This is a genomic window from Nocardia sp. NPDC050710 (assembly GCF_040654375.1).
Classification (GTDB): Bacteria; Actinomycetota; Actinomycetes; order Mycobacteriales; family Mycobacteriaceae; genus Nocardia.
Genome location: NZ_JBFAHV010000001.1, coordinates 24,187 through 49,380 on the forward strand (window position 1 = coordinate 24,187; position 25,194 = coordinate 49,380).

29 protein-coding genes and 1 pseudogene are annotated in these 25,194 nt (G+C 67.5%); 15 read left to right on the top strand and 15 right to left on the bottom strand.

The window, feature by feature from the left end; genetic code table 11:
- Positions 1 to 122 precede the first annotated feature (122 nt).
- Positions 123 to 785 carry a TetR/AcrR family transcriptional regulator gene (locus AB0H61_RS00130; RefSeq protein WP_357297278.1) on the bottom strand — a complete coding sequence of 221 codons (663 nt, stop codon included), beginning with the start codon at positions 783 to 785 and terminating at the stop codon, positions 123 to 125.
- 48 nt (positions 786 to 833) lie between these two features.
- Here AB0H61_RS00130 and AB0H61_RS00135 point away from each other — a divergent pair, with 48 nt between their 5' ends.
- Complete coding sequence (locus AB0H61_RS00135; protein WP_357297280.1) at positions 834 to 2,393, top strand: MFS transporter; 1,560 nt, start codon at positions 834 to 836, stop codon at positions 2,391 to 2,393.
- Between the two features lie 65 nt (positions 2,394 to 2,458).
- Here the strand turns inward: AB0H61_RS00135 and AB0H61_RS00140 are convergent, their stop codons facing one another.
- Positions 2,459 to 2,896, bottom strand: a complete 438-nt coding sequence (locus tag AB0H61_RS00140; protein ID WP_357297283.1) for a nuclear transport factor 2 family protein — start codon at positions 2,894 to 2,896, stop codon at positions 2,459 to 2,461.
- On the opposite strand from AB0H61_RS00140, the gene AB0H61_RS00145 reads away from it, so the two are divergent.
- Together AB0H61_RS00145 and cobG are read left to right on the top strand one after the other, a co-directional pair.
- Positions 2,895 to 3,089: a hypothetical protein gene (locus AB0H61_RS00145; RefSeq protein ID WP_357297285.1), complete on the top strand. Its 195-nt coding sequence runs from the start codon at positions 2,895 to 2,897 to the stop codon at positions 3,087 to 3,089. The genes AB0H61_RS00140 and AB0H61_RS00145 overlap by 2 nt on opposite strands.
- A complete protein-coding gene (cobG, locus tag AB0H61_RS00150) occupies positions 3,086 to 4,264 on the top strand; it encodes a precorrin-3B synthase (protein ID WP_357297288.1) in 1,179 nt (392 codons plus the stop codon). Before AB0H61_RS00145 ends, cobG begins: the two co-directional genes overlap by 4 nt.
- A gap of 72 nt (positions 4,265 to 4,336) precedes the next feature.
- Here the strand turns inward: cobG and AB0H61_RS00155 are convergent, their stop codons facing one another.
- A complete protein-coding gene (locus AB0H61_RS00155; RefSeq protein ID WP_357297291.1) occupies positions 4,337 to 4,960 on the bottom strand; it encodes a TetR family transcriptional regulator in 624 nt (207 codons plus the stop codon).
- Positions 4,961 to 5,115: 155 nt separating this feature from the next.
- Between AB0H61_RS00155 and AB0H61_RS00160 the strand changes: the two genes are divergently transcribed.
- The 3 genes from AB0H61_RS00160 (at position 5,116) to AB0H61_RS00170 (ending at position 7,048) form a co-directional block, all read left to right on the top strand.
- On the top strand, positions 5,116 to 5,565 hold the full coding sequence (locus AB0H61_RS00160; protein WP_357297292.1) for a hypothetical protein: 450 nt from the start codon (positions 5,116 to 5,118) through the stop codon (positions 5,563 to 5,565).
- 74 nt (positions 5,566 to 5,639) lie between these two features.
- Entirely contained in the window at positions 5,640 to 5,825 is a 186-nt protein-coding gene (locus AB0H61_RS00165) for a rubredoxin (RefSeq protein ID WP_357297294.1), read from the top strand.
- Positions 5,822 to 7,048, top strand: coding sequence for an FAD-dependent oxidoreductase (locus AB0H61_RS00170; RefSeq protein WP_357297296.1), 1,227 nt, complete (start codon positions 5,822 to 5,824; stop codon positions 7,046 to 7,048). Before AB0H61_RS00165 ends, AB0H61_RS00170 begins: the two co-directional genes overlap by 4 nt.
- A 184-nt stretch (positions 7,049 to 7,232) precedes the next feature.
- Here AB0H61_RS00170 and ddaH read toward each other — a convergent pair whose 3' ends face one another.
- Positions 7,233 to 8,078 carry a dimethylargininase gene (gene ddaH / locus AB0H61_RS00175; protein ID WP_357297299.1) on the bottom strand — a complete coding sequence of 282 codons (846 nt, stop codon included), beginning with the start codon at positions 8,076 to 8,078 and terminating at the stop codon, positions 7,233 to 7,235.
- Between the two features lie 137 nt (positions 8,079 to 8,215).
- On the opposite strand from ddaH, the gene AB0H61_RS00180 reads away from it, so the two are divergent.
- From AB0H61_RS00180 to AB0H61_RS00195, 4 genes are all read left to right on the top strand, one after another.
- Complete coding sequence (locus AB0H61_RS00180; RefSeq protein ID WP_357297301.1) at positions 8,216 to 8,653, top strand: Lrp/AsnC family transcriptional regulator; 438 nt, start codon at positions 8,216 to 8,218, stop codon at positions 8,651 to 8,653.
- 126 nt (positions 8,654 to 8,779) lie between these two features.
- On the top strand, positions 8,780 to 9,415 hold the full coding sequence (locus tag AB0H61_RS00185) for a precorrin-8X methylmutase (RefSeq protein ID WP_357297304.1): 636 nt from the start codon (positions 8,780 to 8,782) through the stop codon (positions 9,413 to 9,415).
- Complete coding sequence (locus AB0H61_RS00190; protein WP_357297307.1) at positions 9,412 to 10,989, top strand: precorrin-2 C(20)-methyltransferase; 1,578 nt, start codon at positions 9,412 to 9,414, stop codon at positions 10,987 to 10,989. Before AB0H61_RS00185 ends, AB0H61_RS00190 begins: the two co-directional genes overlap by 4 nt.
- A 74-nt stretch (positions 10,990 to 11,063) precedes the next feature.
- The gene (locus tag AB0H61_RS00195; RefSeq protein ID WP_357297310.1) at positions 11,064 to 11,588 is read left to right on the top strand and encodes a PadR family transcriptional regulator; all 525 of its coding nucleotides are present in this window, start codon (positions 11,064 to 11,066) and stop codon (positions 11,586 to 11,588) included.
- A gap of 42 nt (positions 11,589 to 11,630) precedes the next feature.
- Here AB0H61_RS00195 and AB0H61_RS00200 read toward each other — a convergent pair whose 3' ends face one another.
- The 4 genes and pseudogenes from AB0H61_RS00200 to AB0H61_RS00215 all read right to left on the bottom strand — a co-directional run bounded on the left by AB0H61_RS00200 (position 11,631) and on the right by AB0H61_RS00215 (position 14,476).
- Positions 11,631 to 12,389 (bottom strand): cobalt-precorrin-6A reductase, encoded by a 759-nt coding sequence (locus tag AB0H61_RS00200; RefSeq protein ID WP_357299755.1) that lies wholly within the window; start codon positions 12,387 to 12,389, stop codon positions 11,631 to 11,633.
- Positions 12,386 to 12,976: a hypothetical protein gene (locus tag AB0H61_RS00205; RefSeq protein WP_357297312.1), complete on the bottom strand. Its 591-nt coding sequence runs from the start codon at positions 12,974 to 12,976 to the stop codon at positions 12,386 to 12,388. The genes AB0H61_RS00200 and AB0H61_RS00205 overlap by 4 nt, the downstream gene beginning before the upstream one ends.
- A gap of 78 nt (positions 12,977 to 13,054) precedes the next feature.
- Positions 13,055 to 13,351, bottom strand: a pseudogene (locus tag AB0H61_RS00210) (hypothetical protein); the annotation flags it as partial.
- Between the two features lie 198 nt (positions 13,352 to 13,549).
- Positions 13,550 to 14,476: a LysR family transcriptional regulator gene (locus AB0H61_RS00215; protein ID WP_357297314.1), complete on the bottom strand. Its 927-nt coding sequence runs from the start codon at positions 14,474 to 14,476 to the stop codon at positions 13,550 to 13,552.
- 121 nt (positions 14,477 to 14,597) lie between these two features.
- On the opposite strand from AB0H61_RS00215, the gene AB0H61_RS00220 reads away from it, so the two are divergent.
- From AB0H61_RS00220 to AB0H61_RS00230, 3 genes are read left to right on the top strand one after another with little or no spacing between them, the layout of a single operon-like run.
- A complete protein-coding gene (locus tag AB0H61_RS00220; RefSeq protein WP_357297316.1) occupies positions 14,598 to 15,290 on the top strand; it encodes a type 1 glutamine amidotransferase domain-containing protein in 693 nt (230 codons plus the stop codon).
- 5 nt (positions 15,291 to 15,295) lie between these two features.
- Positions 15,296 to 15,862 carry a helix-turn-helix domain-containing protein gene (locus AB0H61_RS00225; RefSeq protein WP_357297319.1) on the top strand — a complete coding sequence of 189 codons (567 nt, stop codon included), beginning with the start codon at positions 15,296 to 15,298 and terminating at the stop codon, positions 15,860 to 15,862.
- Positions 15,863 to 15,921: 59 nt separating this feature from the next.
- The gene (locus tag AB0H61_RS00230) at positions 15,922 to 16,785 is read left to right on the top strand and encodes an aldo/keto reductase (RefSeq protein ID WP_357297320.1); all 864 of its coding nucleotides are present in this window, start codon (positions 15,922 to 15,924) and stop codon (positions 16,783 to 16,785) included.
- Between the two features lie 126 nt (positions 16,786 to 16,911).
- Here the strand turns inward: AB0H61_RS00230 and AB0H61_RS00235 are convergent, their stop codons facing one another.
- Positions 16,912 to 18,126 carry a hypothetical protein gene (locus tag AB0H61_RS00235; RefSeq protein WP_357297322.1) on the bottom strand — a complete coding sequence of 405 codons (1,215 nt, stop codon included), beginning with the start codon at positions 18,124 to 18,126 and terminating at the stop codon, positions 16,912 to 16,914.
- 228 nt (positions 18,127 to 18,354) lie between these two features.
- Here AB0H61_RS00235 and AB0H61_RS00240 point away from each other — a divergent pair, with 228 nt between their 5' ends.
- Positions 18,355 to 19,251, top strand: coding sequence for an alpha/beta hydrolase (locus AB0H61_RS00240; protein WP_357299756.1), 897 nt, complete (start codon positions 18,355 to 18,357; stop codon positions 19,249 to 19,251).
- A gap of 59 nt (positions 19,252 to 19,310) precedes the next feature.
- Here AB0H61_RS00240 and AB0H61_RS00245 read toward each other — a convergent pair whose 3' ends face one another.
- The 3 genes from AB0H61_RS00245 to AB0H61_RS00255 all read right to left on the bottom strand — a co-directional run bounded on the left by AB0H61_RS00245 (position 19,311) and on the right by AB0H61_RS00255 (position 21,678).
- Positions 19,311 to 19,820 carry a thioesterase family protein gene (locus AB0H61_RS00245; protein WP_357297325.1) on the bottom strand — a complete coding sequence of 170 codons (510 nt, stop codon included), beginning with the start codon at positions 19,818 to 19,820 and terminating at the stop codon, positions 19,311 to 19,313.
- 26 nt (positions 19,821 to 19,846) lie between these two features.
- Positions 19,847 to 20,743: a hypothetical protein gene (locus AB0H61_RS00250; protein WP_357297328.1), complete on the bottom strand. Its 897-nt coding sequence runs from the start codon at positions 20,741 to 20,743 to the stop codon at positions 19,847 to 19,849.
- A 173-nt stretch (positions 20,744 to 20,916) separates the two neighbouring features.
- Positions 20,917 to 21,678, bottom strand: coding sequence for a TetR family transcriptional regulator (locus AB0H61_RS00255; protein ID WP_357297330.1), 762 nt, complete (start codon positions 21,676 to 21,678; stop codon positions 20,917 to 20,919).
- Here AB0H61_RS00255 and AB0H61_RS00260 point away from each other — a divergent pair.
- Positions 21,677 to 22,339, top strand: coding sequence for an HAD family phosphatase (locus AB0H61_RS00260; protein WP_357297333.1), 663 nt, complete (start codon positions 21,677 to 21,679; stop codon positions 22,337 to 22,339). The two genes, AB0H61_RS00255 and AB0H61_RS00260, sit on opposite strands and share 2 nt — an antisense overlap.
- A 141-nt stretch (positions 22,340 to 22,480) precedes the next feature.
- Here AB0H61_RS00260 and AB0H61_RS00265 read toward each other — a convergent pair whose 3' ends face one another.
- The 3 genes from AB0H61_RS00265 to AB0H61_RS00275 all read right to left on the bottom strand — a co-directional run bounded on the left by AB0H61_RS00265 (position 22,481) and on the right by AB0H61_RS00275 (position 25,175).
- The gene (locus AB0H61_RS00265; RefSeq protein ID WP_357299758.1) at positions 22,481 to 23,479 is read right to left on the bottom strand and encodes an NADP-dependent oxidoreductase; all 999 of its coding nucleotides are present in this window, start codon (positions 23,477 to 23,479) and stop codon (positions 22,481 to 22,483) included.
- A gap of 100 nt (positions 23,480 to 23,579) precedes the next feature.
- Positions 23,580 to 23,903: a putative quinol monooxygenase gene (locus AB0H61_RS00270; RefSeq protein ID WP_357297335.1), complete on the bottom strand. Its 324-nt coding sequence runs from the start codon at positions 23,901 to 23,903 to the stop codon at positions 23,580 to 23,582.
- A gap of 42 nt (positions 23,904 to 23,945) precedes the next feature.
- Entirely contained in the window at positions 23,946 to 25,175 is a 1,230-nt protein-coding gene (locus AB0H61_RS00275) for an acyl-CoA dehydrogenase family protein (RefSeq protein ID WP_357297338.1), read from the bottom strand.
- Positions 25,176 to 25,194: the final 19 nt, after the last annotated feature.

Sequence of the window (25,194 nt, forward strand, 5' to 3'; positions counted from 1 at the left end):
GGGTCTGGCTGTTCACAGTGGCGCGACCGCACCGGATTTCCACCGGTTTCCTCGACGCCCGCCGAGCATCCAGATGCTACCTGCCGCGCCGGCCGGCTCCGCCCGGGCGTCCGGCCGGTCGGTCAGGATGCCGCGCGGTTGCCGGTGCGCGCCACCAGGAAGTCATCGACGATGCGGGCGCAGTCGGCCGGATTCGGCGCGCCGAGGCCGACCAGTTTGGTGAAGACCAGTGGGCCGACCAGCTGGGCCAGTGCCAGGGTGAGGTCGAAATCGCCGAACTCGGCACGGGCCTCCGGGGTGTCGAGCACCCGGTCGAACGGCACCCGGTATCGGTCGATGAGGCGCTGCCGCAGTGAGGTGAGCACGGGGGCGTCGGGGGTATCGGCGCGTTCGGTGCCGGTCGCGAGCCAGGCCAGCGTCGAGACCTGTAGTGGCGCATCGCGGATGGCGTCGGCCTGGCCCACCAGCAGGGCGATCAGGCGTTCCCGCAGCGGCCCCGCGGCGGGGGTTTCGACGACGGCGGGCAGCAGCCGTTCGATTGTTGCGGCCCGCAACTGCACCCCGTTGTCGAAGTGCCGATACAGGGTGGTCTTGGCGACCTTCGACAGTTTGGTGACCGCCTCGACGGTGACCGCTTCGAGGCCACCGGATTTCAGCAGCGCGGTGGCGGCGTCGAGTAGTCGCGCACGGGAACGCAGCCTGCGGGGGTCGACCTCATCGTCATCGATACCGCTCATATCCGGAAAGCATTCCTCCTCGACCGGGGCTACCGCGACCCACGCCACTTATGCTACTGATAGTAGCGGAGCGATACCAACCGTTGCGGAGGACCGATGGATTCCACTGAACGCGCCGGCCTGTCCGCCGCCCAACGCTGGCTGCTCACACTGTCCTGCCTCGCGGTGGCGCTGGTGATCGCGTCGATGGCCGCGCTGTACACCGCATTGCCGGAGATCGCGGCGGCCACCGGCGCCAGCCAGCGCCAGCTGACCTGGATCGTCGACGGGTACACCCTCGCGCTCGCCTGCCTGGTTCTGCCCGCGGGTGCGCTCGGCGACCGGTTCGGGCGGCGCAAGATGCTGATCGCGGGATTGATCGTGTTCTCCCTCGCCTCCGCCGCGCCGATATTGCTCGACACCCCGATCTGGTTGATCGTCGCGCGGGCCGCGGCCGGGGTCGGGGCCGCGCTCGTGATGCCCTCGACGCTGTCACTGCTGACGGCCGGATTCCCCAAGGAACGGCGCGGCAATGCGGTCGGGCTGTGGGCCGGGATCGCGGGCGCCGGTGCGGTTCTCGGCATCCTCGGATCCGGCCTGCTGCTGGAACATTGGTCGTGGATGTCTATCTTCGTCGCGATGACCGTTGCGGGACTGGCACTTTCGGTGGCTTCGTGCACGGTGCCCGAGTCGGTGGACGGGTCCCGGCCCGCGTTCGATCTGTGGGGTGCGCTCAGCGCGGCGCTGGCGGTCGGGTCGATCGTGGTGGCGGCCGTCGAAGCGCCGGAGCGCGGCTGGTCGGATCCGCTGGTGATCGGGCTTTTCGCCGCCGGTGTGCTGGCCGGGGGCATCTTCGCGTTGATCGAAGTGCGGGTGGACCACCCGCTATTGGATGTGCGGTTGTTCGCCGATCGAGGGTTCGGCAGCGGGACCGCCTCGGTGACGGTTCAATTCCTGGTGTCGTTCGGGGTGTTCATGCTGCTGGTGCAGTTCCTGCAGCTGATTCTCGGCTATCGGCCACTGATGTCGGCGCTGGCGATGGCGCCGATGATCGTGCCGATGGTGGCGATCTCAGCCATGGCGCCCTGGTTGGCCGAACGGCTCGGACTGCGCCTGCCGACTCTCGTAGGACTGGTGACCATCGGAGCGGCGCTGATCGCGATGTCGCGCCTCGACGTCGACAGCGGCTACGTCGATGTGCTGGCGCCATTGCTGATCATGAGCACCGGGCTCGGGCTGTGCACCGCGCCCGCCACTGCGGCCATTATCGCCGGGACGCCGGTCGAAAAGCACGGCGTCGCGGCGGCGGTCAACGATGCCGCCCGCGAAGTCGGCGCCGCCGTGGGCATCGCGATCGCGGGCAGCATCCTGGCCGCGGGGTACAGCGATCGCATCGCCCCGGTCCTCCCCCGGCTTCCCGAGGCGGCCCGCGAACCCGTCGGGGATTCGCTGGCCGCCGCCCTGCACGTCACCGAGCGCGCCGGGCCGCAAGCGGAGCCGCTCGCCGCATTCGCGAAAGAGGCGTTCATGCACGGGGCACAGCAGTCCGCGTTCGCGGTCGGATGCGTGGCATTGGTCGCCGCCTTACTCATCGGGGCGTGGGCGCCGGGGCGCAGGCGCGGTTCGCGGAAACCGTCGGCCGCTGAGGTTCCGGAGCCGACGTCCGCACCGCGCTGAGCGCGACGACGGTATCCACGTGTGAAAGTTCCCGCACACCATCCGGACTCGATCCGGAGCGGGGATCAGGTCAGGTCGGCGTTCCCGTCGATGACTTTGAGTTGATAGTGGAACCGATTGACACGCCAGCCCGCGGGCGTGCGTTCGGCGCCGATCCGGTAGCTGCCGACGAACGTCCGGGTTTTGCCGTTGACGGCGTCGTTCTTCACATGCATCGCGATGGCGTCGGCATGCACGGCGGCGGTATCGGCGTGCAGGTCGATCAGATAGTTGCCGGCTTGGTGGTGGATGCCGTCCAGATCCGAGAGTCCGGCGCGCCAGTCCCCGACGATATCGGCGGCGGGCCGCACCTCGACCGGCCCACCGAAACCACCGTCGAAATCCACCTTCGCGGTGAACACCGCGAGCAGGTCATCCCAGCGCTTCTGATCGGTGTAGACGAACATGCGTGTGATGACATCGATGATCGCCAAACAATCTGCGATATCGGAGGTTTCGGTCATGGACCCAACCCCACTGAGCATCCCGCCGAACCGCCTCGCCGGGGCGGTGCACATCACCTGGGTGATCACCACGGCAAGGTCCGCGTGGGACGCGGATCCCACAACCCCCCGGCCGGACCGCGCGGTCCGATACGACTCCGAGGCGGCCGACGGTTCCGGCTCGTCGGCGCGTCGTAGTCTGGGGTGGTTATGACGCGACCCGTTCCCGACTCCTGCCCCGGCGTGTTGCGGCTGCATCAGGCGGCCGACGGCCCGCTGGCGCGCATTCGTGTGCCCGGCGGCCGGCTGGAACCCGATCAGCTGCGCGACCTGGCCGAGATCACGCTCGAACTGGCCGACGGGAATATCGAGCTGACCTCGCGCGGGAATCTGCAGTTGCGTCGGGTGCGGGATGCGAGCGCCCTGACCGACCGGCTCGACGCCGCGGGGCTGCTGCCCAGCCGGACGCACGAACGGGTACGCAATATCGTCGCTTCCCCACTGTCGGGGCGGGTCGGCGGCCGCGCCGATGTGCACCGGCTGGTCGCCTCGCTCGATGAGGGATTGCGCACGGCGCCGCGCTTGGCGGACCTGCCGGGACGCATCCTCTTCACGCTGGACGACGGGCGCGGCGACGTGAGCGGCCTATCGGGCGATATCGGCGTACACGCCGTCGACTCCGATACATTCGCGCTCGTACTGGCCGGCGCCGATACCGGTATCCGGATCGGCTCCGCCGACGCGGTCGATGTCATGCTCGCCGCGGCGGACGGCTTCCTCGACCTCAGCTCCGGAGAGTGGCGGCTGCACGACATCGATGACGGCGCCGCCCGTCTCGCCGACCACCTGGGCCTGGAACCGGTGGCCGAGCGAATGGAATTCGGTGCCACCCAGGATATTCCGATCGGCTGGCTGGATCAGGACAACGGACTGGTGAGCCTGGGCGCGGGCGTCCGCCTCGGCGCGCTGCCCGCTCGCACCGCCGAATTCCTCGCCGCCGTCGAGCGCCCGATCTTCGTCACCCCGTGGCGCAGCCTGGTCGTGGCGGATCTCGAAGAATGGCCCGCCGAACAGGTGGTCCGCGTCCTGGCCCCGATGGGTCTGATCTTCGACGCCGATTCACCCTGGCTGCTGGTCAGCGCGTGCGCCGGACAACCCGGCTGTGCCAAATCGCGCACCGATGTCCGTTCGGACGTCACCGATGCCGTCGAATCCGGCCGCGTGCTACCCCTTTCGCCGACAGCGGCACACCCGGCCGAGCCGGTCCCGCGCGCCGAGGTACGCGCCGGCGGACGCCAGCACTGGTCGGGCTGCGATCGACGCTGTGGCCGCCCGCGCGGCGCGGTCACAGATATCGTCGCGACCTCCGACGGCTACCTGATCAACTGACAACCGCCGGTCGGTGGATGGTTTGTCGCCGAATCTTCCAGGGCTGGAACGTCTCTCGGCCAACTCGGCCAGCTAGACGCGCGGTAGTGCCGATTCCGGAACGGGCATGAAGACGCACGCGACGACCACGGCGATCTGACGCGCCGCGCGGTCGATCGGGCCGAGCGGCTGGAACAGGTGGCTCAGCGTGAGGCGGATGATGATCTCCGTCTTCGACGCCAATTCGTCGTCGCTCAGGTCGTCGAGTCCGTACTGGGCGCGCACCGCCGCGGTGACCGCGGCCAGTGCCCGGCCGAGCACCGGGTCGGGGTCGGTCATCAGCGTCGGCAGCAGGGCGGCGTCGTCGGAGCGTCCGGACAGGACCGCGGCGAGCAACGGATTGTCCGCGCCCCCGCGGAGGGTGAATTCGACCGCCCCGGTCAGGCCCGCGATGACATCGTCGGGGTGATCGGCGAGGCTTTCGGCGATGCCGACCAGGAAGGTTTCGACCTCGTGCCGGATGACCACGTCGGCCAAATCCTGTTTGGTGCCGATTTCGTTGTAGAGCACGGGACGGCTGACTCCGACCTCCTTGGCCAGCCGCGACATATTCACCGCACCCCACCCCTCGGCACAGACGACCTCGCGGGCGGTCGCGATGACCCGCTCGCGCAGTAACTGGCGCATCTGGATGTGAAATCTCGACGCTTGGGCCACGCTTCGATCATACAGAGAATGTGAATTTGTTCAGAACATTGACAATGGATGACTATCTGTATTTGAATTGGACATATCAGACTATTTGTAAACACGCCGACCGTCACGTGCGGTGTTCCCCCGACCGGCTCGTCGGGTTCACAAGGAGATCGACAATGACGACATCTCGAATCGGCGCGCCCATGCCGACGCTGCAGTGGCGCGATCGCAAGCGATACCTGTGGCTGTTCGGCCTGGTGCCGCCGACCGCGGTGCTGCTCGCGATAGGGCTGGTGTGGGCGTTCGGTCAGCTCGGTTGGCAGCGGGTGTCACCGGTGTGGTGGTGGATCGGTCCACTGCTGGTCTTCGTGCTGTTGCCGATCCTCCAGCGGCACAGCGACCATCACGCCAACCCCACCCGGCGGTATCAGACCCTGCGCAGCATGGACGGCGCGCCGAACCTGCCGAGCGGCTACGCCAGCATGATCGGCCTGGCCTACCTGACGCCGCTGTGGCGCAAGGTGATGGACCACCGCGTCCTGGCCCACTACAACGGCGACATCACGCGGGTGAATATCCAACCGGGTAAGCGGAATCGGGTGCTGGCGAAGTACGGGGCACGGTGATGGCCTCCTACGGCTGCCCGAGTCCGGGAGCAGCCGGACTTCGAATCCCGAACTATCAGAACAGGACACAACCGATGAATACCGATTTCAAACTGTTTCGCTGCGTGCAATGCGGCTTCGAATACGACGAGGCGCTCGGCTGGCCCGAGGACGGCATCGAACCGGGCACCCGGTGGGACGACATCCCCGAGGACTGGTCGTGCCCGGACTGTGGAGCGGCCAAGAGCGACTTCGCGATGGTGGAGGTGAGCCGGGCGTGACCGGGCAGATCGTCATCGTCGGCACCGGCGTCGCCGGTGCGACCGCGGCCAAAACCCTACGCGCCGAAGGCTATACCGGCCGTATCGTCCTCGTCGGCGCCGAGGACGGACTGCCCTATCGGCGTCCGATGGTGTCGAAGGAATTGCTCGCGGGCACGGTGGTCGAACGTCGCACGCTGCTCGACACCGCGGAATCCTGGCGGGTGGGCACGATCGACATACGCACCGGCACCCGCGCGACCGAGATCGACTCCGCGGGCAGGCGGGTACGCCTGGCCGACGGCGAATGGCTCGGCTACGACAGCCTCCTGATGGCGACCGGCGCACGCGCCCGCACACTGCCCGGACCGCAGCGCAACGTGCATACGCTGCGCCACGCGGCCGATGTCGCCCCGCTGCGCAGCGCACTCGACACCGGCGGTTCACTGCTGATCGTCGGCGGCGGGCTGATCGGCTGCGAGGTGGCGGCCACCGCCCGCACCCTCGGCGCCCGGGTGACCGTCGTGCACGCCGGATCCGCGCCGCTCGAGCGGGTCGCCCCGCCCGCGGTCGGCGCGTTCTACCGAAAGCTGCACGCGGACAACGGGGTCGCGATCCACGACGCCGTCACCTTGACCGGTCTGGCGGGCGACAGCGACGGGGTGACGGCGACCGGCAGCGATGGGCGCACCTGGACCGCCGCGGCGGCGCTGGTGGCCATCGGCTCGGTCCCCGATACCGAACTCGCCACCGTGGCGGGGCTGGATGTCGACAATGGCATCCTCGTCGACGAGCACTATCGGACCTCCGCACCGGGTGTGTACGCGGCAGGGGACGCGGCCAACCGCTTCGACCCCGAACTCGGCGCGCACGAGCGCACCGAACACTGGAACAGTGCGCAGGCACAGGGCGCGGCGGCGGCGCGGTCCATGCTCGGCGCACCGCCCGCCTGCCCGGAGGTGCCGTGGGGCTGGTCCACCCAGTACGGCCTGAACCTGCAATTCGCCGGTCGGATACGCCCGGACGACGCATTCGTGTTGCGTGGTTCGCTCGACGAGCCCGCCTTCACGGTCCTCGCCCTGCGTGAACGCAGACTGGTCGGCGCCATCGCGATCGCCCGGCCCGCGGATCTGCGCGCGGCACGCGGCCTCATCGGTCGGGGCGCAGTCCTCGATACCGGCGCGTGCGCCGACCCGTCGGTTCCGCTCGCTCAGGCGGAAGTGGCCGAACACGTCGGCCGTTGACGGCCGTCACGGAAGTTCCGTCGCCCCAACGATGCGGCGGTGATCCGGCACGTTCGACCGCGCTCGACAGAGCCACCGGCGCGGCGACCCTCGACCGCGCGCACCGGAAGTGCAGACGACCGAACGCCTCCCCACACAGCCGGGCGAGTCCGACCCCATCGCCGGTAACCAATCGTGTGCGTGGCTAGTGCAATTCCAGCGTGCAGCACTTCACGCCGCCGCCCGCCTTCAGCAGCTCGGACAGGTCGATGCCGACGGGGTTATACCCGCGAGCGCGCAGGGCGGCGCTCAGACCCGCCGCACGGTTGCTGACGAAGACGTTGAATCCGTCGGAGACGCCGTTCAAACCGAGTACCACCGCATCGGCGTCGGTGGCGACGATGGCGTCGGGATAGAGGGCGGTGAGGATGGCTCGGCTGTCGGCGCTGAAGGCCGCCGGGAAGTAGGCGATATTGTCCTCGTCGAGCGCCATCAAAGCGGTGTCCAGGTGGTAGAAGCGCGGGTCGACCAATTCCAGCGAGACGACGGGGCGACCGAAGTAGCGCGCCACCTCCCGGTGCGCGGCGGGCGAACTGCGGAAGCCGGTCGCGGCCAGGATGCGTGGGCCGACCCGTAGGAAATCCCCTTCGCCCTCATTGATTTCGTGTGCCGCGACGAGTTCGGTGAAGCCGCACCGGGCGAACCAGTCGTGGTAGGCGGGGCCCTCCGCGGCGCGTTCGGGGTGGGTGAAGCGGGCCGACATGGCGCGGCCGCCGATCACCAGGCCGCTGTTCGCGGCGAAGACCATATCGGGCAGGCCCGGTTCGCCGGGGACCAGATCGATGTCGTGGCCGTAGCGCTCGAAGGTCGTGCGCAGGGTCTCCCACTGGGCCAGCGCCAGGGTCCGGTCGACCGGTTCGGCCGGGTTCATCCAGGGGTTGATGGAGTAGAAGACGTCGAAGTGGTCCGGGCGGCACATGACGAAACGGCGGGGTGTCGACTGCCGAGCGGGGGTGGGCTCGGGCGTGTGCAGAGTGGCTACAGAGGTCAACGGGGCTCCCGAGGTAGGTGCGAATCGTTTCACTGCCACGAAGGTAAGTGGCCTACCATTGCGTCAGAAACATCAATTCATTGCGTAATTGATCGCTGAAATCGCTGATTGTTGCGTGTGGGACGGAGTGATGTGACGTGGATGACATAGATCGGCGAATCCTCGGCCATCTGCTGAAATCGGCGCGCGCATCGTTTCAGGAAATCGGCTCCGCGGTCGGGCTCTCGGCGCCCGCGGTGAAGCGCAGGGTGGACCGCATGGTCGCCAGCGGGCAGATCACCGGATTCACCGCGCTGGTCAACCCGGCCGCACTCGGCTGGACCACCGAGGCCTACGTCGAGGTGTACTACCGCGACAACATCACCCCGGCCGAGCTGCGGCGCAGCCTGGAACCGATCCCCCAGGTCGTCGGCGTCTGGACCATCGCGGGCGAGGCGGACGCACTCGTGCACGTCATGGCCACCGATATGGCCGAGATCGAGTCGACCGTGGAGCGGATCCGCGAGAACACCCGCGTGGGCCGCACCCGCAGCTCGATCGTCATGTCCCGAATCCTCGAGCGGCCGCGCACCTGAACGAGGCGACCGCCCGTCCGAACACCGCACCCCGAGCCGAACCGTGACGGCCCCGAGCCGAAGTCGGCCGCACCGGCCGACACCCGGGCGCGACCGGCCGGGCAACCTCCTCCTAGTGTGGTGCGCATGTCCGATGTGCGTGCCAGCTACCTCACCGACGGGGCCGAGATCTATCGGCGCTCGTTCGCGACGATTCGCGACGAGGCGGATCTGCGCCGGTTCCCGGCGGATGTCGCGCAGGTGGTGGTGCGGATGATCCACGGGTGCGGACAGGTCGATCTGGCCGAGGACATCGCGTTTTCCCCGGGTGTGGTCGCCGCCGCCCGGTCCGCCCTGCGCGCGGGCGCACCGATTCTGTGCGACGCGAATATGGTGGCCTCGGGCGTGACGCGCAAACGCCTGCCTGCCGACAATGCGGTCATCTGCACGCTGACCGATCCCCGGGTGCCGGAACTCGCTGCCGCCCTGGGCAATACGCGTTCGGCGGCCGCACTGGAACTGTGGCGTGATCGGCTCGACGGCGCGGTGGTCGCCATCGGCAACGCGCCCACCGCACTATTCCACCTGCTCGACATGCTGGACGCGGGCGCGCCCCGCCCCGCCGCGGTGCTCGGCATCCCGGTGGGCTTCATCGGCGCCGCGGAATCCAAGGACGCGCTGATCGATTTCGGCGGGATCGAATATCTGACGGTGCGCGGCAGGCGCGGCGGCAGCGCCATCACCGCGTCGGCGCTGAATGCGATTGCGAGCGAACAGGAATGACAGACAATGTGACGCCGGGCAAATTGTGGGGTGTGGGTCTCGGGCCCGGCGACCCCGAACTCGTCACGGTGAAGGCCGCCAGGGTGATCGGGGCGGCCGATGTGATCGCCTTCCACAGCGCGCGGCACGGACACAGTATTTCGCGGGGTATCGCGGCGCCCTACATGCGCGCGGGTCAGTTGGAGGAACACCTGGTCTACCCGGTGACCACCGAGACCACCGACCATCCCGGCGGCTACCAGGGCGCCATCGACGAGTTCTACGAGCAGGCGGCCGAACGGCTGGCTACACATCTGACGGCGGGCCGGTCGGTCGCGCTGCTGGCCGCGGGCGACCCACTGTTCTACAGCTCCTATATGCATATGCACCGCAGGCTCGCCGACCGCTTCGACGCCGAGATCATCCCCGGCATCACCTCGGTCAGCGCCGCCTCGGCCGCGCTCGGCACCCCGCTGGTCGAGGGTGAGCAGGTCCTCACGGTGCTGCCGGGAACCATGTCCACCGCGGAGCTGACCCGCAGGCTGCGCGATACCGAGGCCGCCGCCATCATGAAGCTCGGGCGCACCTATCCCGGTGTGCGCCAGGCGCTTTCGGATGCGGGTCGGCTCGACGACGCCTACTACGTGGAACGCGCGAGCAGCACCCGACAACGGGTCATGCGCGCCGCCGACGTCGAGGACGCCGACGTTCCCTACTTCTCCATCACCCTGGTGCCGGGGCCACGTCCCACCGGCCCACTCCCCCGCGTCGGCGCGACCGCGGATGCGATCGTCTCTGCCGAAAATGCCTCGACCGCAACGGATGCCGATACGGCGCTCAACCCCGGTTCGACCGGCGAGGTGGTCGTGGTCGGGCTCGGCCCGGGGTCCGCGGACTGGACCACTCCCGAGGTACGGCGAGCACTGGACGAAGCCACCGATCTCGTCGGATACACCACTTACATCAATCGGGTGCCGACAAGGGCAGGGCAGCGCAGGCACGCCAGCGACAACCGGGTGGAATCCGAAAGAGCCGCCATGGCACTGGATCTGGCCAAACAGGGCGCCAGGGTCGCGGTCATCTCCTCGGGCGACCCCGGCGTCTTCGCGATGGCGGCGGCGGTATTGGAGGAATCCGCGGATCCGCAGTGGAGCGGCGTCCCGGTACGGGTGCTACCCGGAATGACCGCCGCCAACGCGGTCGCCAGCCGGGTGGGCGCGCCGCTCGGCCACGACTACGCGATGATTTCGCTGTCCGATCGGCTCAAGCCGTGGGAGGTTGTCGCACAACGTCTTTCGGCGGTCGCCGCGGCCGATATGGCTATCGCGATCTACAATCCGGCTTCCTCGCAGCGCACCTGGCAGGTGGGCGCCATGCGGGATATCCTGCTGGAGCACCGCAAGCCGGACACGCCCGTGGTGATCGGCCGCGATGTGGGCGGACCCACCGAGTCGGTCCGGGTCGTCACGCTGGCCGAGCTGAATCCGGCCGATGTCGATATGCGCACGCTGCTCATCATCGGCGCGTCCACGACCGCGACCATCGAGACCGAGCACGGCCCCAAGGTCTACACGTCCCGCCGCTATACCCGCTGACGATCACCCGGCGACTTCGGTGGCCGGTCCTATAACATTCCATTATGGAACGTGAGGGTAGAGGGAGCGAACCCATGCTGAGTACCCGTCGCAAGCCGCTGAACTCCACGGCGGCCTCCCTGCTCGGCTTCCTGCACGAGGGCCCGATGTCCGGATGGGATCTGGTGGCAATCGCACAGGACCGGATCGGCGACTTCTGGACCATCACCCAGAGCCAGGTCTACCGCGAACTGGCCGCCATGGATGCGACGGGGTTGGTCGAGAAGGGCGAGACCGGCGCCCGTGAACGCACGCCGTACCGGATCACCGACGCGGGCCGCGAGGCGTTCCTGGAATGGATCACGCGCGACCCCGGCGGCGAGACCATTCGGGTTCCGCTGCTGCTGACACTCTCGTTCGGCGATCACCTCGACCCCGGCCACCTCGACCGGATCATCGCCGCGAACAGAACCATCCATCAGGAACGCCTCGACAGATATCTCGCCCAGGACATCTCCGCCATGAACTCGCATCAACGCGCCACCCTGGACTTCGGCCTCGGTTACGAGCGCGCGGTGCTGGAGTGGTTCGACCGGCTGCCCGGTTTGCTGTCCCGGTGAATTCCGCGTACGGCAGGCGCGAGCATGCCGTACGCAACACGGTTACATCCCCGCGTCGAAACGAGTGATGTTCCGGCGCAACCAGTCCCACGCTTGCGATACCCCCGCGACCTCGATGCCACCGGGCGGGAGCCGCGGCCGGTCGATGACGACGACCGGGAGTCCGGCCACACGCGCCGCCGCCAGCTTGGCGTCGGTCTGATCGCCGCCGCTGTCCTTGGTCACCATTACATCGATGCGGTGCGCGGACAGTAGCTCGGTTTCGTCATCGATCGTGAAAGGTCCACGCGCCAGCAGCAATTCATGCCGCGGCGGCAGGGGCGCCTCGGGTGGATCGATAGCGCGGATGAGGAACCAGTGCTGTTCCAGACCGGCGAAAGCGCCCACGCCCTGGCGGCCGATGGTGAGAAATACGCGTTCACCGAGATCGGTGAGTGCACGGGCGGCGGCATCGAGGTCGGCGACCCGGATCCAGCGGTCGCCCGGGCGCTCGGACCAGCCGGGCCTGCGCACCTGCACCAGCTCGAGACCGAGTTCCGTGGCGGCCGCGGCGGCATTCGCGCTGATGGTGGCGGCAAAGGGATGTGTCGCATCGATCACGACCGCAATGCGGTTCTCCGCCAACCAGTCCCGGAGCCCGGTCGCCCCGCCGAATCCGCCGACGCGCACCTCGCCTTCCGGGAGCAGCGGGTCGCGGACACGACCGGCGAGCGAGGAAACGGTATCGAATCCTCGCTCGCCGGCGGTCAGGTGGGCGAGTTCCCGGGCCTCCCGGGTGCCGCCCAGAATCAGGATTTTCAGGGCTGGCCGCTGAAGTAGGCGATGCCCGCGTTGATCAGGTTCGGGCCGCCCGCGATGAGCAGGCCGATCAGCGCACCCACCGGCAGGCCGATACCGAAGAAGAAGAACCCGATGATGCCGCCGATGACCGCACCGAGCGACGCGCGCTGCAATTCGCTGAAGAACCACTGCTGCGACGAGATCGCCTCGGCGCTCGCGGCCACCGCGTTGGCGGTCGGCGTGACCTCGGGGGTCAGGGTCAGCTGCTGCGCCGACGGGTCGATGGTGGCGGCGATCGGGATCAGCTGCTCACCGACCTTGGCCTGCAGCGGAATCGAGGTGACGACCGCACCCTCGTTGTTCTTGACCGTCACATACTTCTTGTCGGCGTCGAGGCTGAACGCACCACCGGTGACGGCGGCGACGATCGACTTGTCGACCATCTGCACCGCGTAGTTCACACCGTGGTCCTCGCCCTGCACGGCAGGCGCCGCCTGGTTCTGCACGACCGGCGCGGGCGCCGAGGGTGCGGCGCCGGAGGTACCTGCGGCAATACCCGTGGCGGCAACCGCCATCATCGCGGTGGCGGCAAACTTCTTGTACTTCATACATCTCCCCAATAGGAACCGAAGATCCGATAACCATCGGATCTCGGCCACCGACCCTACCGCGCAGGTCGACCCGTTTCACCCGTGAACCGAGGTTTTCACAGCGAGGCACCAGCCTCGTTCGACCATCGACCACCGGGTCACCGGCAATTGCGGCCGCCACGCGGTGAACCCACCGAGCGGCTCCGACCGATAGATGTGAAACCTCCGCAGTGCACCACCGTGCACGGATGCCCAGGTCAACAGCAGTGCCTGCGACCCCGCGGTCACCGCATCAGCCACCGGCGCGCCGTCATGGCGCAAATGCGACCAACATGTCTCGAGCAGGCCATCCCGGGTGATTCCACCACCGACGAAAACCGTATCGGGCGCGGCGGAACCGGCCACGGCCCGTTCACACGTACCGCCCAGCTGCTCGAGCACGGTCACTCGCGAGTCATCGAAACCCTTGTCTCGCAACAATTCCGCAATCCCAGAAGATCACCTTCGATCCCGCCCGGGGCGGTCACGGCTCGAACAATGGGCACGGAAGGTCATAGCGCCCAACAGAAATGGTCCGGACCCGGTTCACGCTTACCAGATCTCCGCCGCGGTCAGCAGCCGGGTGCGGACGCGTTCGACGTGCGGGCGGACCGGACCACCGACGCGGCGGGCCAGGAATCCGGTGTTGATCGGTGGGTCAGCGGGGTCCGTGAGCATCACGGCAGTTCCGGCGACGAGGTCGCGTGTGCAGAGATAGCGCGGCAGCACACTGTAACCGGCACCGGCGACGACCGCGGCGAGAACCGCGCGCAGGTCGGCCACGATCAAGGCGGGTCGGGCCTCCAGTCGGGCGCCGAAGACGTGACGCCAGTAGCGGCGCACGATCGGCAGATCCGCGGCGTAGCTGATCAGCGGAATTTGGTCGAGGGCGGTGAAGTCACCGGCCTGTAGCCGATCGAGATCGATGCGCTCGGCGACCTCTGGTGCCGCGATGAGCACGAACTCTTCGTCCGCCAGAGGTTCCGCGAGCACCGACCGGCCGCGGGGGCGGGTGGTAGCAATGACCAAGTCGAGCTTGCCGGCCCGCAGGTCGGTCAGGAGATCGTCGGTGAGCCCGGTGGTGACGGTCAGCCGGATACCGTCGGCGACCAAGGGCGCCAATGCGGGCAGCGCCTGAGTCGCGAGGAGTTCGGCCGGACCTCCCAAGAGAACCGGTGGCTCCGGCAACGGCGTGCTCCGCGTCGACGAACCTCCGATGACCGCTTCGAGGTCGTCCAATGGATCGGCCACCCGCGCGGCCAAGTCGAGGGCCGCCGCGGTGGGCGCGACCCCACGAGGCAGTCGTTCGAACAATGGCCGTCCCAGGTGCCGTTCGAGCGCCTGCAACTGCGTCGTCACCGTGGGCTGGGACAAACCCACCTGGGCCGCGCCGGCGGTGAGCGATCCGGCCCGGTAGACGGCCAGAAACGTCCTGAGGTGCACCAAATCCATGGAGCTATTGGATTCCCTATGTCCCATATAGCAGATTCTATTGGTCAGATGATGGCTCTGCCCCTAGCGTGGTGTTCACGACGGCCTGACGAAACGCGCACAAAGTGTCAGCCCGTCGAATTCGAACCACTCACGCGAGGAGCTTCCGATGGCACACATCCTGTTCGTCATGACCGGCGTCGACTACTGGACGCTCGCCGACGGCACCAAGCACCCCACCGGGTACTGGGCCGAAGAATTCGCCGCGCCCTACGAGGCGTTCAAGGCGGCCGGACATACCGTCGTGGTGGCAACCCCGGGTAGCGTCATCCCGTCGGTCGACCGCGGCAGCCTGGCGCCCGAGGTCAACGGCGGCGCCGAGGGTGCCGAGAAGATCGCCGAAACCCTGCGAGCGGCAACCGAATTGACCCAGCCGATCAATCTCGAGGACGCCGACCTCGCCGCCTACGACGCGGTCTACTACCCGGGCGGCCACGGCCCGATGGAGGATCTGGCCGTCGACGCCGTCTCCGGCAAGCTGCTGACCGACGCTCTCGCCTCCGGCAAGCCGCTCGGTGTGGTGTGCCACGCGCCCGCCGCGCTGCTGGCCACCGCCGACGCGGACGGCAAGTCCCCGTTCGCGGGCTACCGCGTCGCGGCCTTCACCAATGCGGAGGAGACCCAGGCCGGGTTCGCGGACAAGGCCAAATGGCTGTTGCAGGACCGTCTGATCGAGCTCGGTGTCGACTACCGTGAGGGCGAGCCCTGGGCCCCGCACATCGAGGTCGACCGCAACCTCTACACCGGCCAGAACCCGGCCTCCTCCGCACCGCTGGCCGCGGAGATACTGAAGGCGCTCTGATACCCATGGCCGCCGACCGCACCGCGGACGTCCTGGACGCCACCCTCCGTTGCCTGCTGCGCTATGGCGTGCGCCGGACCACCGTGGACGATATCGCCGCCGAGGTCGGCGTCTCCCGGTCGGCGGTCTACCAGTACGTCCGCGGTAAGGACGACGCCGTGCGCCGGGTGGCGGACCGGCTGCACCGACGGGCACTCACGCATGCCCGCGAGGCTGCCGTAGCCGACGCACCCCTCGCGGAGCGCGTGCACGGCATCCTGTCGGCCAAGGTCGAGCTCGCCACCGGGCCGTTTACCGAATCTCCGCACGCCACCGAGCTTTTCGATGAACAAGCCCGGCTGTGCGGTGACATCTGCCGGGAGTTCACCGACGAACTGCACTCCCTGCTCACCACGAGTCTCGCCGCCGAACACATCGACCGCCCGGCCGACGCTGCGCGAATCCTGCTGGCCACAACCATCGGCCTGCTGTCGACCGGCCGGCCGGACTTGCTACGCCGCGCCACCGTCGCCCTGCTCGGCGGCTTCTACGATCACCACACTGCGTACCCCTCGATGCGTTCACTGCCATGATGAATGGCGCGAATACCGGCAAGATGCTGGTGTCTCTCTGCTACCCAAGGGATCTCACGATGACCACAGCACAACCCGCCACAGCATCCGGCGTCCACGCCCTGGGTGGTGATCTGCCCATCCACCGGCTCGGCTACGGCGCCATGCAGCTCACCGGCCCCGGAGTCTGGGGCGACCCGGCCGATCCCGACGAGGCCGTCCGCGTCCTGCGGCGGGCCGTCGAACTCGGGGTGAATTTCATCGACACCGCCGACTCCTACGGACCTTTCGTCAGCGAGCAGCTGATTCGAAAAGCATTGCACCCCTATGCCGACGACCTCGTCATCGCCACCAAGGCCGGGCTCACCCGCTCCGGGCCCGGCGACTGGCGCCCCGTCGGTCGCCCCGAATACCTGCGTCAGCAACTGCATCTGAGCCTGCGCCACCTCGGCGTCGATCGCATCGATCTCTACCAGCTGCATCGGATCGATCGGCAGGTGCCGCTCGCCGACCAGCTCGGCGCGTTGGTGGAGCTGCAGCGGGAAGGCAAGATTCGCCACATCGGCGTTTCGGAGGTCACCGTCGACCAGCTGAAGCAGGCGCGTGAGCACGCCGAGATCGTCTCGGTGCAGAACCTGTACAACCTCGCCAACCGCAAGGCCGAGGATGTGCTGGAATACGCCGAGGCCAATGGCATCGCATTCATCCCGTGGTTCCCGATCGCCACCGGTGAACTCGCCCGGCCGGGCGGCCCGCTCGATACCGCGGCGAAAGAGCACGGTGCCACCCCCGCCCAGCTGGCGCTCGCCTGGCTACTGCGCCGCTCCCCCGTGATGCTGCCCATCCCGGGCACCTCCCGCGTGCCGCATGTGGAGGAGAACATCGCCGCCGCCGAAATCACACTCACCGATGCGGAATTCCAGGCGCTCACCGCCACGGTGTAGCCGCTCGAACCGCCGGCCGTGGGGCCCGTTCACTCCGGTGGGTGGGCCCTACTCGTACATGGCCCCGCCGGATTGTGCCGCCGCACAGCCATTCGAATGCCGGGGCATGACATCGGCCGTCGAATCTCAACGCCAATGCGGGCGAATCCCGGTGTCCTTCAATCGCCATCTCTCCGGGGGCGCGGCATCGTCGTAGTAGTAGACGGTGTCCGGCAGCAAGGGCTCTGGGAACCCTTCCACAGCGGACGCGTAGACGATCCGGGCGGCTTCGTGCAGCACGTCCGGATCGGCGCCGAATCGTTTGCGGGCGAGTTCCGCGAGATAGTCCAGCGCATGGTGACCCATGAAGCTGTCGTAGGTCAGGCTGCGGATTCCCGCGGCCGGTGCCCGCAGGTCCGAACCGATCACGTTCATCGGTGGAAGCGGGCGGTTCAGGCCCAGCCGCCGCCGAATCACGGGATCGATGTAGACGCCGCAGTCCCGATACCGCACCTCGATATCCCGCGCGTCGGCCGTGAACGAGACCAGGGTGTTCTGCCCGTGCGGTTCCAACAGGCAGCCCGCGGAGACCGCAGCGCGCACCCACAGCCGGATCATCGGTGCGACGATCCGCTCGGCAATGAAGGTTTCGGCGGTTTCGGAGCCGACCTCGACCAATTGCTCGAGCAGCGTAGGGTCCTGCGGGGCGCGAATGTCACCGCCGTACAGGGCGAACAGTGGCACGGTGTAGCGGCCCGCGGCGAGTGGAGGAGCTTCGCGCACGATGAATCCCCAGGCATCACCGCCAGATCCGAATATCCCACCGCACACCTCGGCCAAGAACGGAGTGCCCAGGGCTGCGAGCTCGTCCGCGACCCACAATTCCAGCTCGATCATCGGCTCTCGGAGCCGTCGAGTGAACCGCGATATTCGTCGCGGGTAGTGCAGTTTGAGCTGATGCGGTCGGATATCGACCCCGTCGATCGCTACGACGAAAACCGTGCGCGCATTGGCCAGCGGGATCACCTCGAAATCCGGCCCCGGCTCACACTCGAGCAGTTCCTCGCGCCCGACGAGATCGGCGCATGCCAAGGCATCGGGATGTACGGGCAGCAGTAGCCGCTCACCATCGTGGTAGTACCCCGGCAATTCCGATGCGATGCCATTGGTGCGCAACCGCCCGAGCGCGGCGGGGACCCGGAAACTCGGCACCCGGAACGACGTGTTCCCATGCTGCGGATGGAACGCCGATGAGATGTCGGTGATATCGGCGTACTTGCTGTACGTCCGTGTGCCCGCGCCGAGAAAGCGCTCGGCGGAAAGCCACCCGTCTACGGAGTAGACCACCTGGTCAAGGCGCATTCGCAGAGCCTACGGGAATAGACCGACCGCTCCGCCTATCCACTCGGCGTGGCTTGTCGGCGTCGGGCCGCCGGTTGCCGCGGCGACGCCCGCACGGACCTGGGCACCCGCTCGACCCGTTAATTGAATTCGACGTCAGAATCGAATACGGTCTATGGGCGATACATCCGCGAACACGAGGTGGCTCCACATATGGGAACACGCAATCTGCTGGACGAATGGCAGCGACTGGGCAGTCGCCGAGTCGCGACGAATGGGATCGAACTGCGCGTCGTCGACCACGGCGAGGGCCCCGCAGTGGTGTTCTGCCACGGCTTCCCCGAACTCGGATTCTCCTGGCGTCACCAGGTTTTCGCACTCGCCGAGGCCGGGTTCCGGACCCTGACGCCGGATATGCGCGGATACGGCGGCAGCTCGCGGCCCGACCGGATCGAGGACTACGACGTCACGACGCTGTGCGCCGATCTCGTCGGGATTCTCGATGAGGCGGGCCTCGAGGACGCCATCTTCGTCGGACACGACTGGGGTGCTTCGGTGGTGTGGCAGCTGGCCACCCTGTACCCCGATCGGGTGCGAGCGGTCGCGGGCCTGAGCGTGCCGGTCACGCCGCGGTCGGCGGCACCACCGCTGTCGATTCTGCGGTCCCGGCTGGGCGACGACTTCTACATGTGCTGGTTCCAGGAGCCTGGCGTAGCCGATGAGGTTCTCGCCTCGGATGTGCGCCGCACCCTACTGAAGGACGACGTCATCAGCGTCCGCGACTGGATGGACGCCGACAGCACGGAGCCGACCGTGCCCGCGTGGCTCAGTGAGGCCGAACTCGGTTACTACATCGATACTTTCACTGCCACCGGATTCACCGGCGGACTCAACTACTACCGCAATCTCGACCGGAACTGGGACCTCACCGCGCATCTCGCCGGTGCGAAGATCGACAAGCCCGCCCTGTTCATCGCCGGATCCGAGGATCCTGTCATCAAATTCACCCCGACCTCGAAGATGGCCGCGGTGCTGTCGGATCTACGGGCCACGATCATCCTGGACGGTGCGGGGCACTGGATTCAGCAGGAGCGAGCAGCCGAGGTCAATGTCGCGCTGATCGACTTCGTCAGCGACCTCGGCTGAACCGCCGAAAGTCCGGGGCGGCGGCGTATTTCACCACATCACCGCCGCCCCGGCAGCTCTCAGTCGTGCACCGGTGTCGCCACCGGACGTAGCTCGAGTACACCGTGCTCGGGGCCGAAGCCCAGCGCTCGGGTTCGCGCGATGGATTCGTCCAGGACCTCGGCGACCTGGTCGGGAAGTGCGGCCGGGCGGCGCGATGCCAGATCGACATTCACGCTGAGGAACTCGAACGAATTCGCGATCTCGCCGATGGTGCGATTGACCAGGTATGAGATCCCGTGGACGGCCTTGTCGGTTCGGCCCAGATCGCAGACGTGCACCGAAACCTCGTGCCCCACCAGCACTTCCCGGAAATAGGTCAGATGCTGCTCCGACGCGAACAGCCCGGCCCCGCCCATCAGGCCGTAACCCATCCGGTGATGCATCTGCCACATGGCCTCGCCGTGCAACCGGAAGTAGTGCATCACATTCATATGCCCGTTGCTGTCCTCGAATTCCGGCGGGATCACCCGGGTGAACGCGGCGCGTACCGCGAGCACCTCGGCGAGTTCCGGTTTCACTGCCGCCACCGCGCTCCTCCTCGCTCGCCGGGAACCTACCGCGACCCGGCCTGGATCGCCTGCCGGTAGCGCTCCGACAGCTGCGGCGGGAAGCCCAGATCGCCCTCGATCACCCGGATGGTCAACGGTGCCACGAGGACTCGCAGACGCTCACACCCGGCGTCGCCGATCGCCTCGTACGGATAGACCGCGAGTTCGTCGGTACGGCTCTCGATCGCCGCGCGCCGGGCCTTGCCGTGCTCGCTCAGCGCGATGTCGTCATCCACCAGCCAGCCGCGCTCTCGCAGCCCGTTCACACCCGCCGCCCAGTCCTGCTCACTCCAGGATCGGCTGATCCGCAGGACTTCCGGCGCGATCTCGCCGGTGCCGCTGTGCGTGATCAAGGCTTCGATACCGCTCAGTCCCTCGGTCAGCAGCAGCGCGACGTGCCCATCACCGCGGAACTCCCGCAGCAGCGACTGCGCATGCCACAGCACCAAATGCGGTTCGTCCGGCCAGGGCAGCGCCGCGTGGGCCGCGAACAACGGCCGCCCCTGCGGTCGTTCGCACGCGCGTTCGGCGGCCTGCCGCGCCAGGTCGGCGGCTTCACGCACCTGGGCACCGGAGATATCCTCGCCCCATACCTGCCGCAGCGACCGGTCGACCGCTTCCAGCCTGGCGCGCAGAATCTCCGCGGGAGAGGCAATGTCCCAGGCGGTGGGCAGCACCGCACCGACCACGGCCGGATTGAAATTGAAGAAGGTCGAGATGGTGACCTCGGCGGGTACCGGGCCGAGGGCGGCGGACCGGGACGCGAAGTACATCATCCGCGGATCCGTGATCCCCAGTTCGCGGTACACGTCCGGGCCGTGCGGGGTGAAGTAGATCATGCCGTGCACCGGTTCGAGGGCGCGGAAGGTCAGACGGGCATTGTGCGGGGAAACCGTAGTCAAAAGAATGCTCCGATGTCTCAGTGCGAGGGAGAGGCCGAATCTGCTTGCGGCCATGCGCCACTCGGTTCACTCATGACCGAACGTCGCGCGTCATCACATAGTTACCCGAATCCGATGTCAATTTCAAGATTTGGATCCGAGGTGGGCCGCCCCGCGAACCGGAGCCGTGCGCCCTACGTACGCGCGCCCACGATCCGCAAGGCGAGGTCGACGTAGTAGTCGCCGATCTCCTCGGGCGACAACGGGCCGTCCTCGCGATACCAGCGGGCGAGGTCGATACCGAGCGACAGCAGGGCGACCGCCGCCATATGCGGATCCGGGTTGTCGAAGGCACCGGCGGCGACACCGCGCTCGATCAGCTGCCGCATCTCCGCGTCGATGACGTGCCGGATGGCCTTGATCTCGCGCTGGTGCTCGGGACTCAGCGCGGCGAGTTCGTAGTTGATGACCCGGGCCACGGTGTGCGCGCGAGCGTGGTGGATGGCGAACTCCCGCATTACCGCGATCAACTGATCGACCGGGTCGTCCGAGGACGCGATGGCGGCCTGGATGCGCTCCAGCGTGTTCTGATGCCCGCCGCGTGAGACCTGATAGAGCAACTCCTCCTTCGAGCGGTGATGCACATAGATGGCCGCCGTGCTCAGGCCCGCGATCGAGGTGATATCGCGGGTGGTGGAGCCATGGAAACCACGCTCGGCGAAGGCGACGACAGCAGCCTCCAACAACCGAGCCCGCGTCTCGTCCGCGCGCGAGCGATCCTCTGATCCGGTCACCCGAACAGTCTTGCATCCGGCCGCCGCAAATTTCCGGGTGGTACCAACCAGACGATCCGCCTCGACGAAGAAACCCGCGCTCACCGCGCTGAATCGCGCATTGAACATGACCTCGAATTCAACTAAGCTCGATTCGGCACAGAGAGCGGAAGGGAATTCCATGACCAGCCCGATGCCCGCATCGACCGAGCACAGCCAGCCCGCGACGGCGGCGCTGTTCGACTTCGGCGGTGTGCTGACCTCCAGCATCTTCGAGGCGTTCGAGGCTCTCGGCACATCCCTGGGCTGCGATCCCCGGTTGCCGCTACGCGTGCTCAGCGAGGACACCGTGGCGCGGACCCTGCTGGTCGACCACGAGGAGGGGCGAATCAATGAACGGGCGTTCGAACGCGGCTTCGCGGCCTGCCTGCGGGTTCGCGGGGTCGATGTGGACGGTGCGGGCCTGGTGCGCCGGATCCAGTCCGGAATGCACGCCGACAAGGACATGATCCAGCTGGTGGCGGATGTCAGGGCGGCCGGGTTCCGGGTCGGACTGCTGTCGAATTCGCTCGGCGACGATTGCTACGCCGGATTCGATCTCGACGCGATGTTCGACGCCGTCACCATCTCCGGCGAGATCGGAGTGCGGAAACCGTCCCGGCGCGCGTACGCGATCGCCTGTGCCCGATTGGGTACCGCACCGGAGGCCACCGTGATGGTGGACGACCTGAGGCAGAACATCGTCGCGGCCGAGCGGGTGGGGCTCACCGGTATCCTGCACCGCGAGGCGTTCAGTACGGCCGCGCGGCTGTGGGGCGCGCTCGGCCTGCGGCGCGATCCCTGACCTCGAGCACAGCCAGTCCTGTTGCCTGGCAAAGCATTTCTGTCGATCGACGCTGCGCGCCGGAGAGCCTGCTGAATGACCGGGACCCCGCACCGTGCGGTGCGGGGTCCCGGTGCGGCCGTCAGCGTCGAACTCGGCACCTCAGAGCGCGAGCACCAGCTTTCCGGTGTTACCGCCGGTGAACAGCATGTTCAAGGTCTCGCCGAAGCGCGCCACGCCGCCGTCTACGACGTGCTCGCGGCTCTTCAGCTTCCCTTCGGCCAGCCACTGCGCGATCTGCGCGACCGCTTCGCCATAGCGGTCGGCGTAGTCGAAGACGACGAATCCGGTCATGGTCGCGCGGAAGACCAGCAACGACATATAGCGCGACGGCCCGGGCGACAGCTTCTCGTCGTTGTAGGCCGAGATGGCCCCGCACAGCACCACGCGGGCACCCCGGCGGAGGTTGGCGAGCGCGGCATCGAGAATCTCGCCGCCCACATTGTCGAAGTAGATGTCGATCCCCTTCGGCGCCAGCTCCCGCAACCGCTGCAGCACATCCTCGCCGCGATAGTCGATGGCGGCGTCGAAACCGAGTTCCTCGGTGAGCAACCGGCACTTCTCCTCGCCACCGGCGATGCCGATGACGGTCGCGCCCTTGGCTTTCGCGATCTGGCCGACCACGCTGCCGGTTGCGCCGGCCGCCGCCGACACCACCACGGTCTCACCGGCTTGTAGTTTCCCAACCTCGAGCAGCCCGAAATACGCTGTCATGCCGGGCATTCCGAGCGTGCCGAGCCAGGTGGGTCCGGGTGCGACGCTCAGGTCGACCTGCTGCACGCCACTGCCGTCACTGATCGCGTATTCGGTCACCCCGAAGATTCCGCTCACGGTGTCGCCGACGGCGAAGTCCGGGTGGGTGGATTCGACAACGGTCGCGATGTCCAATGAGCGCATCACCTCGCCCAACCCGACCGGCGGGACGTAGGAGCGCACGTCATTGAGCCAGCCCCGCATGGCCGGGTCGACGGAAATGTAGGCGACCTTCACCAGAATCTGCCCCGTGGACAGGACGGGGAGTTCCTCGGTCGTCACGTCCCAGGTGTCGCCGTCGGGCAACCCGGACGGGCGCTGCGCGAGACGCACCTGCTGAGTTTTCATCATGAGATCTCTTCTCGTTCCTGACGCCGTGCCGCGCGGGGTGCGCGCGGCACGGCGTTCACGCCGTCGAGGCAGCCTGCCCGTCGGGCGAATTCCTATATCAGAGCGCGCCCAGTTCGGGATCGCCTGCGGGCAAGGGTTCGAAGACCAGGACCTCCGGCGGAGCCCCGAGGGCGTCGGACAGGGTCGCACCGACCTCGCGCAATGTCGCGCTCTGGCCGTGCGCGCGCAAGGCGTCCTTGGACGCCCACTTCTCGATCATCACGAAATGTCCGGGCTTCTTGTGCTGCCGGTGCAGCGCGTATCGCAGGCAGCCGGACTCGGCGTGCACGGCGGGCGCCGCTGCCCGCAGGGTCTTCTCGACCAGGTCTTCCTGACCAGGCTTCGCGATCATGGTCGCCACGACGACGCAGGGGTCGGCCATTGATTCCTCCTCGGTGAGTGGGTGATGTCGAACTTCCAGCGGTTACCCGCGCTTGCCCCACGCGGGGTCACGGCGGCGCAGTTCCATCTGGGCGATGGTGCGCTTGTGGACCTCGTCCGGACCGTCCGCGAGCCGCAACGTCCGCACGTGCGCGTACATACTGGCGAGCGGGAAGTCGTCGGAGACGCCGCCGCCGCCGTGGACCTGGATCGCTCGGTCGACCACCTTCAGCGCGACCTGCGGCGCGGCCACCTTGATCGCGGCGATCTCGATACGCGCATTACGATTTCCGACGGTGTCCATGAGGTGGGCGGCCTTCAGCGTCAACAGCCGCGCCATCTCGATCTCGATACGGGATTCGGCGATCCAGTCCTGGATGTTCGCCCGGTCGGCGACCGGTGCGCCGAATGTGGTGCGCGCCTGCGCCCGGTCGATCATCAGGTCCAGCGCCCGTTCGGCCATGCCGATGGCACGCATGCAGTGGTGGATGCGGCCGGGACCCAGCCGGGCCTGGCTGATCATGAATCCGTCGCCCTCACCGGCCAGCAGCGCGGTGCGCGGCACCCGCACGTTCTCGAATACGACCTCCGCGTGCCCTTCCCGGTCCTGGTAGCCGAACACCGGCAGATTGCGCAGCACGGTCACACCGGGGGTATCGATCGGAACGACCATCATGCTCTGCTGCCGGTGCGCGGCCGCGGTGGGATCGGTCTTGCCCATGACGATGAGGACCTTGCAGTTCTTGTGCAAGGCGTTGGAGGTCCACCACTTCCGGCCGTTGAGGACGTATTCGTCGCCGTCCGGCTCCATGCGTAGCTCGATATTGGTGGCGTCGGAACTGGCGACGGCGGGCTCGGTCATGGCGAATGCCGAGGCGATGTCGCCGTCCAGCAGCGGGCGCAGCCACTGCTCCTTGTGCTCGGGCGTGCCGAAGAGCGTCAGCACCTCCATATTCCCGGTGTCCGGAGCATTGCAGTTGGTGGCCTCCGGAGCCAGATGCGCACTGCGGCCCATGATTTCGGCGAGCGGCGCGTACTCCAGATTGGTCAGGCCCGGACCCCATTCCGGGTGCGGGTGGAAGAGATTCCACAGCCCGCGCTTGCGCGCCTCGGTCTTGAGTTCCTCGAGAATCGGCGGATGGAAGTGCGGGTCACCGGACTCCGCCATCTGCGCCTCGTAGATCGATTCCGACGGGTAGATGTGCTCGTCCATGAAGGTGAGCAGATCTTCGCGGTAGCGTCGAGCCCGGTCGGTCGTCTCGAACATGGTCACTCCTCGTAATTTATTGTGC

What these genes read in the sequence shown, in the direction of transcription:
- AB0H61_RS00190 (WP_357297307.1), top strand. Translation starts at nt 9,412, where the DNA reads ATGACAGACAATGTGACGCCGGGCAAATTGTGGGGTGTGGGTCTCGGG.
- AB0H61_RS00255 (WP_357297330.1), bottom strand. Translation starts at nt 21,678, where the DNA reads ATGGAATTCCCTTCCGCTCTCTGTGCCGAATCGAGCTTAGTTGAATTC.
- AB0H61_RS00185 (WP_357297304.1), top strand. Translation starts at nt 8,780, where the DNA reads ATGTCCGATGTGCGTGCCAGCTACCTCACCGACGGGGCCGAGATCTAT.
- AB0H61_RS00260 (WP_357297333.1), top strand. Translation starts at nt 21,677, where the DNA reads ATGACCAGCCCGATGCCCGCATCGACCGAGCACAGCCAGCCCGCGACG.
- AB0H61_RS00205 (WP_357297312.1), bottom strand. Translation starts at nt 12,976, where the DNA reads ATGAAGTACAAGAAGTTTGCCGCCACCGCGATGATGGCGGTTGCCGCC.
- AB0H61_RS00235 (WP_357297322.1), bottom strand. Translation starts at nt 18,126, where the DNA reads ATGCGCCTTGACCAGGTGGTCTACTCCGTAGACGGGTGGCTTTCCGCC.
- AB0H61_RS00135 (WP_357297280.1), top strand. Translation starts at nt 834, where the DNA reads ATGGATTCCACTGAACGCGCCGGCCTGTCCGCCGCCCAACGCTGGCTG.
- AB0H61_RS00165 (WP_357297294.1), top strand. Translation starts at nt 5,640, where the DNA reads ATGAATACCGATTTCAAACTGTTTCGCTGCGTGCAATGCGGCTTCGAA.
- cobG (WP_357297288.1), top strand. Translation starts at nt 3,086, where the DNA reads ATGACGCGACCCGTTCCCGACTCCTGCCCCGGCGTGTTGCGGCTGCAT.
- AB0H61_RS00265 (WP_357299758.1), bottom strand. Translation starts at nt 23,479, where the DNA reads ATGAAAACTCAGCAGGTGCGTCTCGCGCAGCGCCCGTCCGGGTTGCCC.
- AB0H61_RS00215 (WP_357297314.1), bottom strand. Translation starts at nt 14,476, where the DNA reads ATGGGACATAGGGAATCCAATAGCTCCATGGATTTGGTGCACCTCAGG.
- AB0H61_RS00145 (WP_357297285.1), top strand. Translation starts at nt 2,895, where the DNA reads ATGGACCCAACCCCACTGAGCATCCCGCCGAACCGCCTCGCCGGGGCG.
- AB0H61_RS00140 (WP_357297283.1), bottom strand. Translation starts at nt 2,896, where the DNA reads ATGACCGAAACCTCCGATATCGCAGATTGTTTGGCGATCATCGATGTC.
- AB0H61_RS00220 (WP_357297316.1), top strand. Translation starts at nt 14,598, where the DNA reads ATGGCACACATCCTGTTCGTCATGACCGGCGTCGACTACTGGACGCTC.
- AB0H61_RS00230 (WP_357297320.1), top strand. Translation starts at nt 15,922, where the DNA reads ATGACCACAGCACAACCCGCCACAGCATCCGGCGTCCACGCCCTGGGT.
- AB0H61_RS00160 (WP_357297292.1), top strand. Translation starts at nt 5,116, where the DNA reads ATGACGACATCTCGAATCGGCGCGCCCATGCCGACGCTGCAGTGGCGC.
- AB0H61_RS00195 (WP_357297310.1), top strand. Translation starts at nt 11,064, where the DNA reads ATGCTGAGTACCCGTCGCAAGCCGCTGAACTCCACGGCGGCCTCCCTG.
- AB0H61_RS00270 (WP_357297335.1), bottom strand. Translation starts at nt 23,903, where the DNA reads ATGGCCGACCCCTGCGTCGTCGTGGCGACCATGATCGCGAAGCCTGGT.
- AB0H61_RS00225 (WP_357297319.1), top strand. Translation starts at nt 15,296, where the DNA reads ATGGCCGCCGACCGCACCGCGGACGTCCTGGACGCCACCCTCCGTTGC.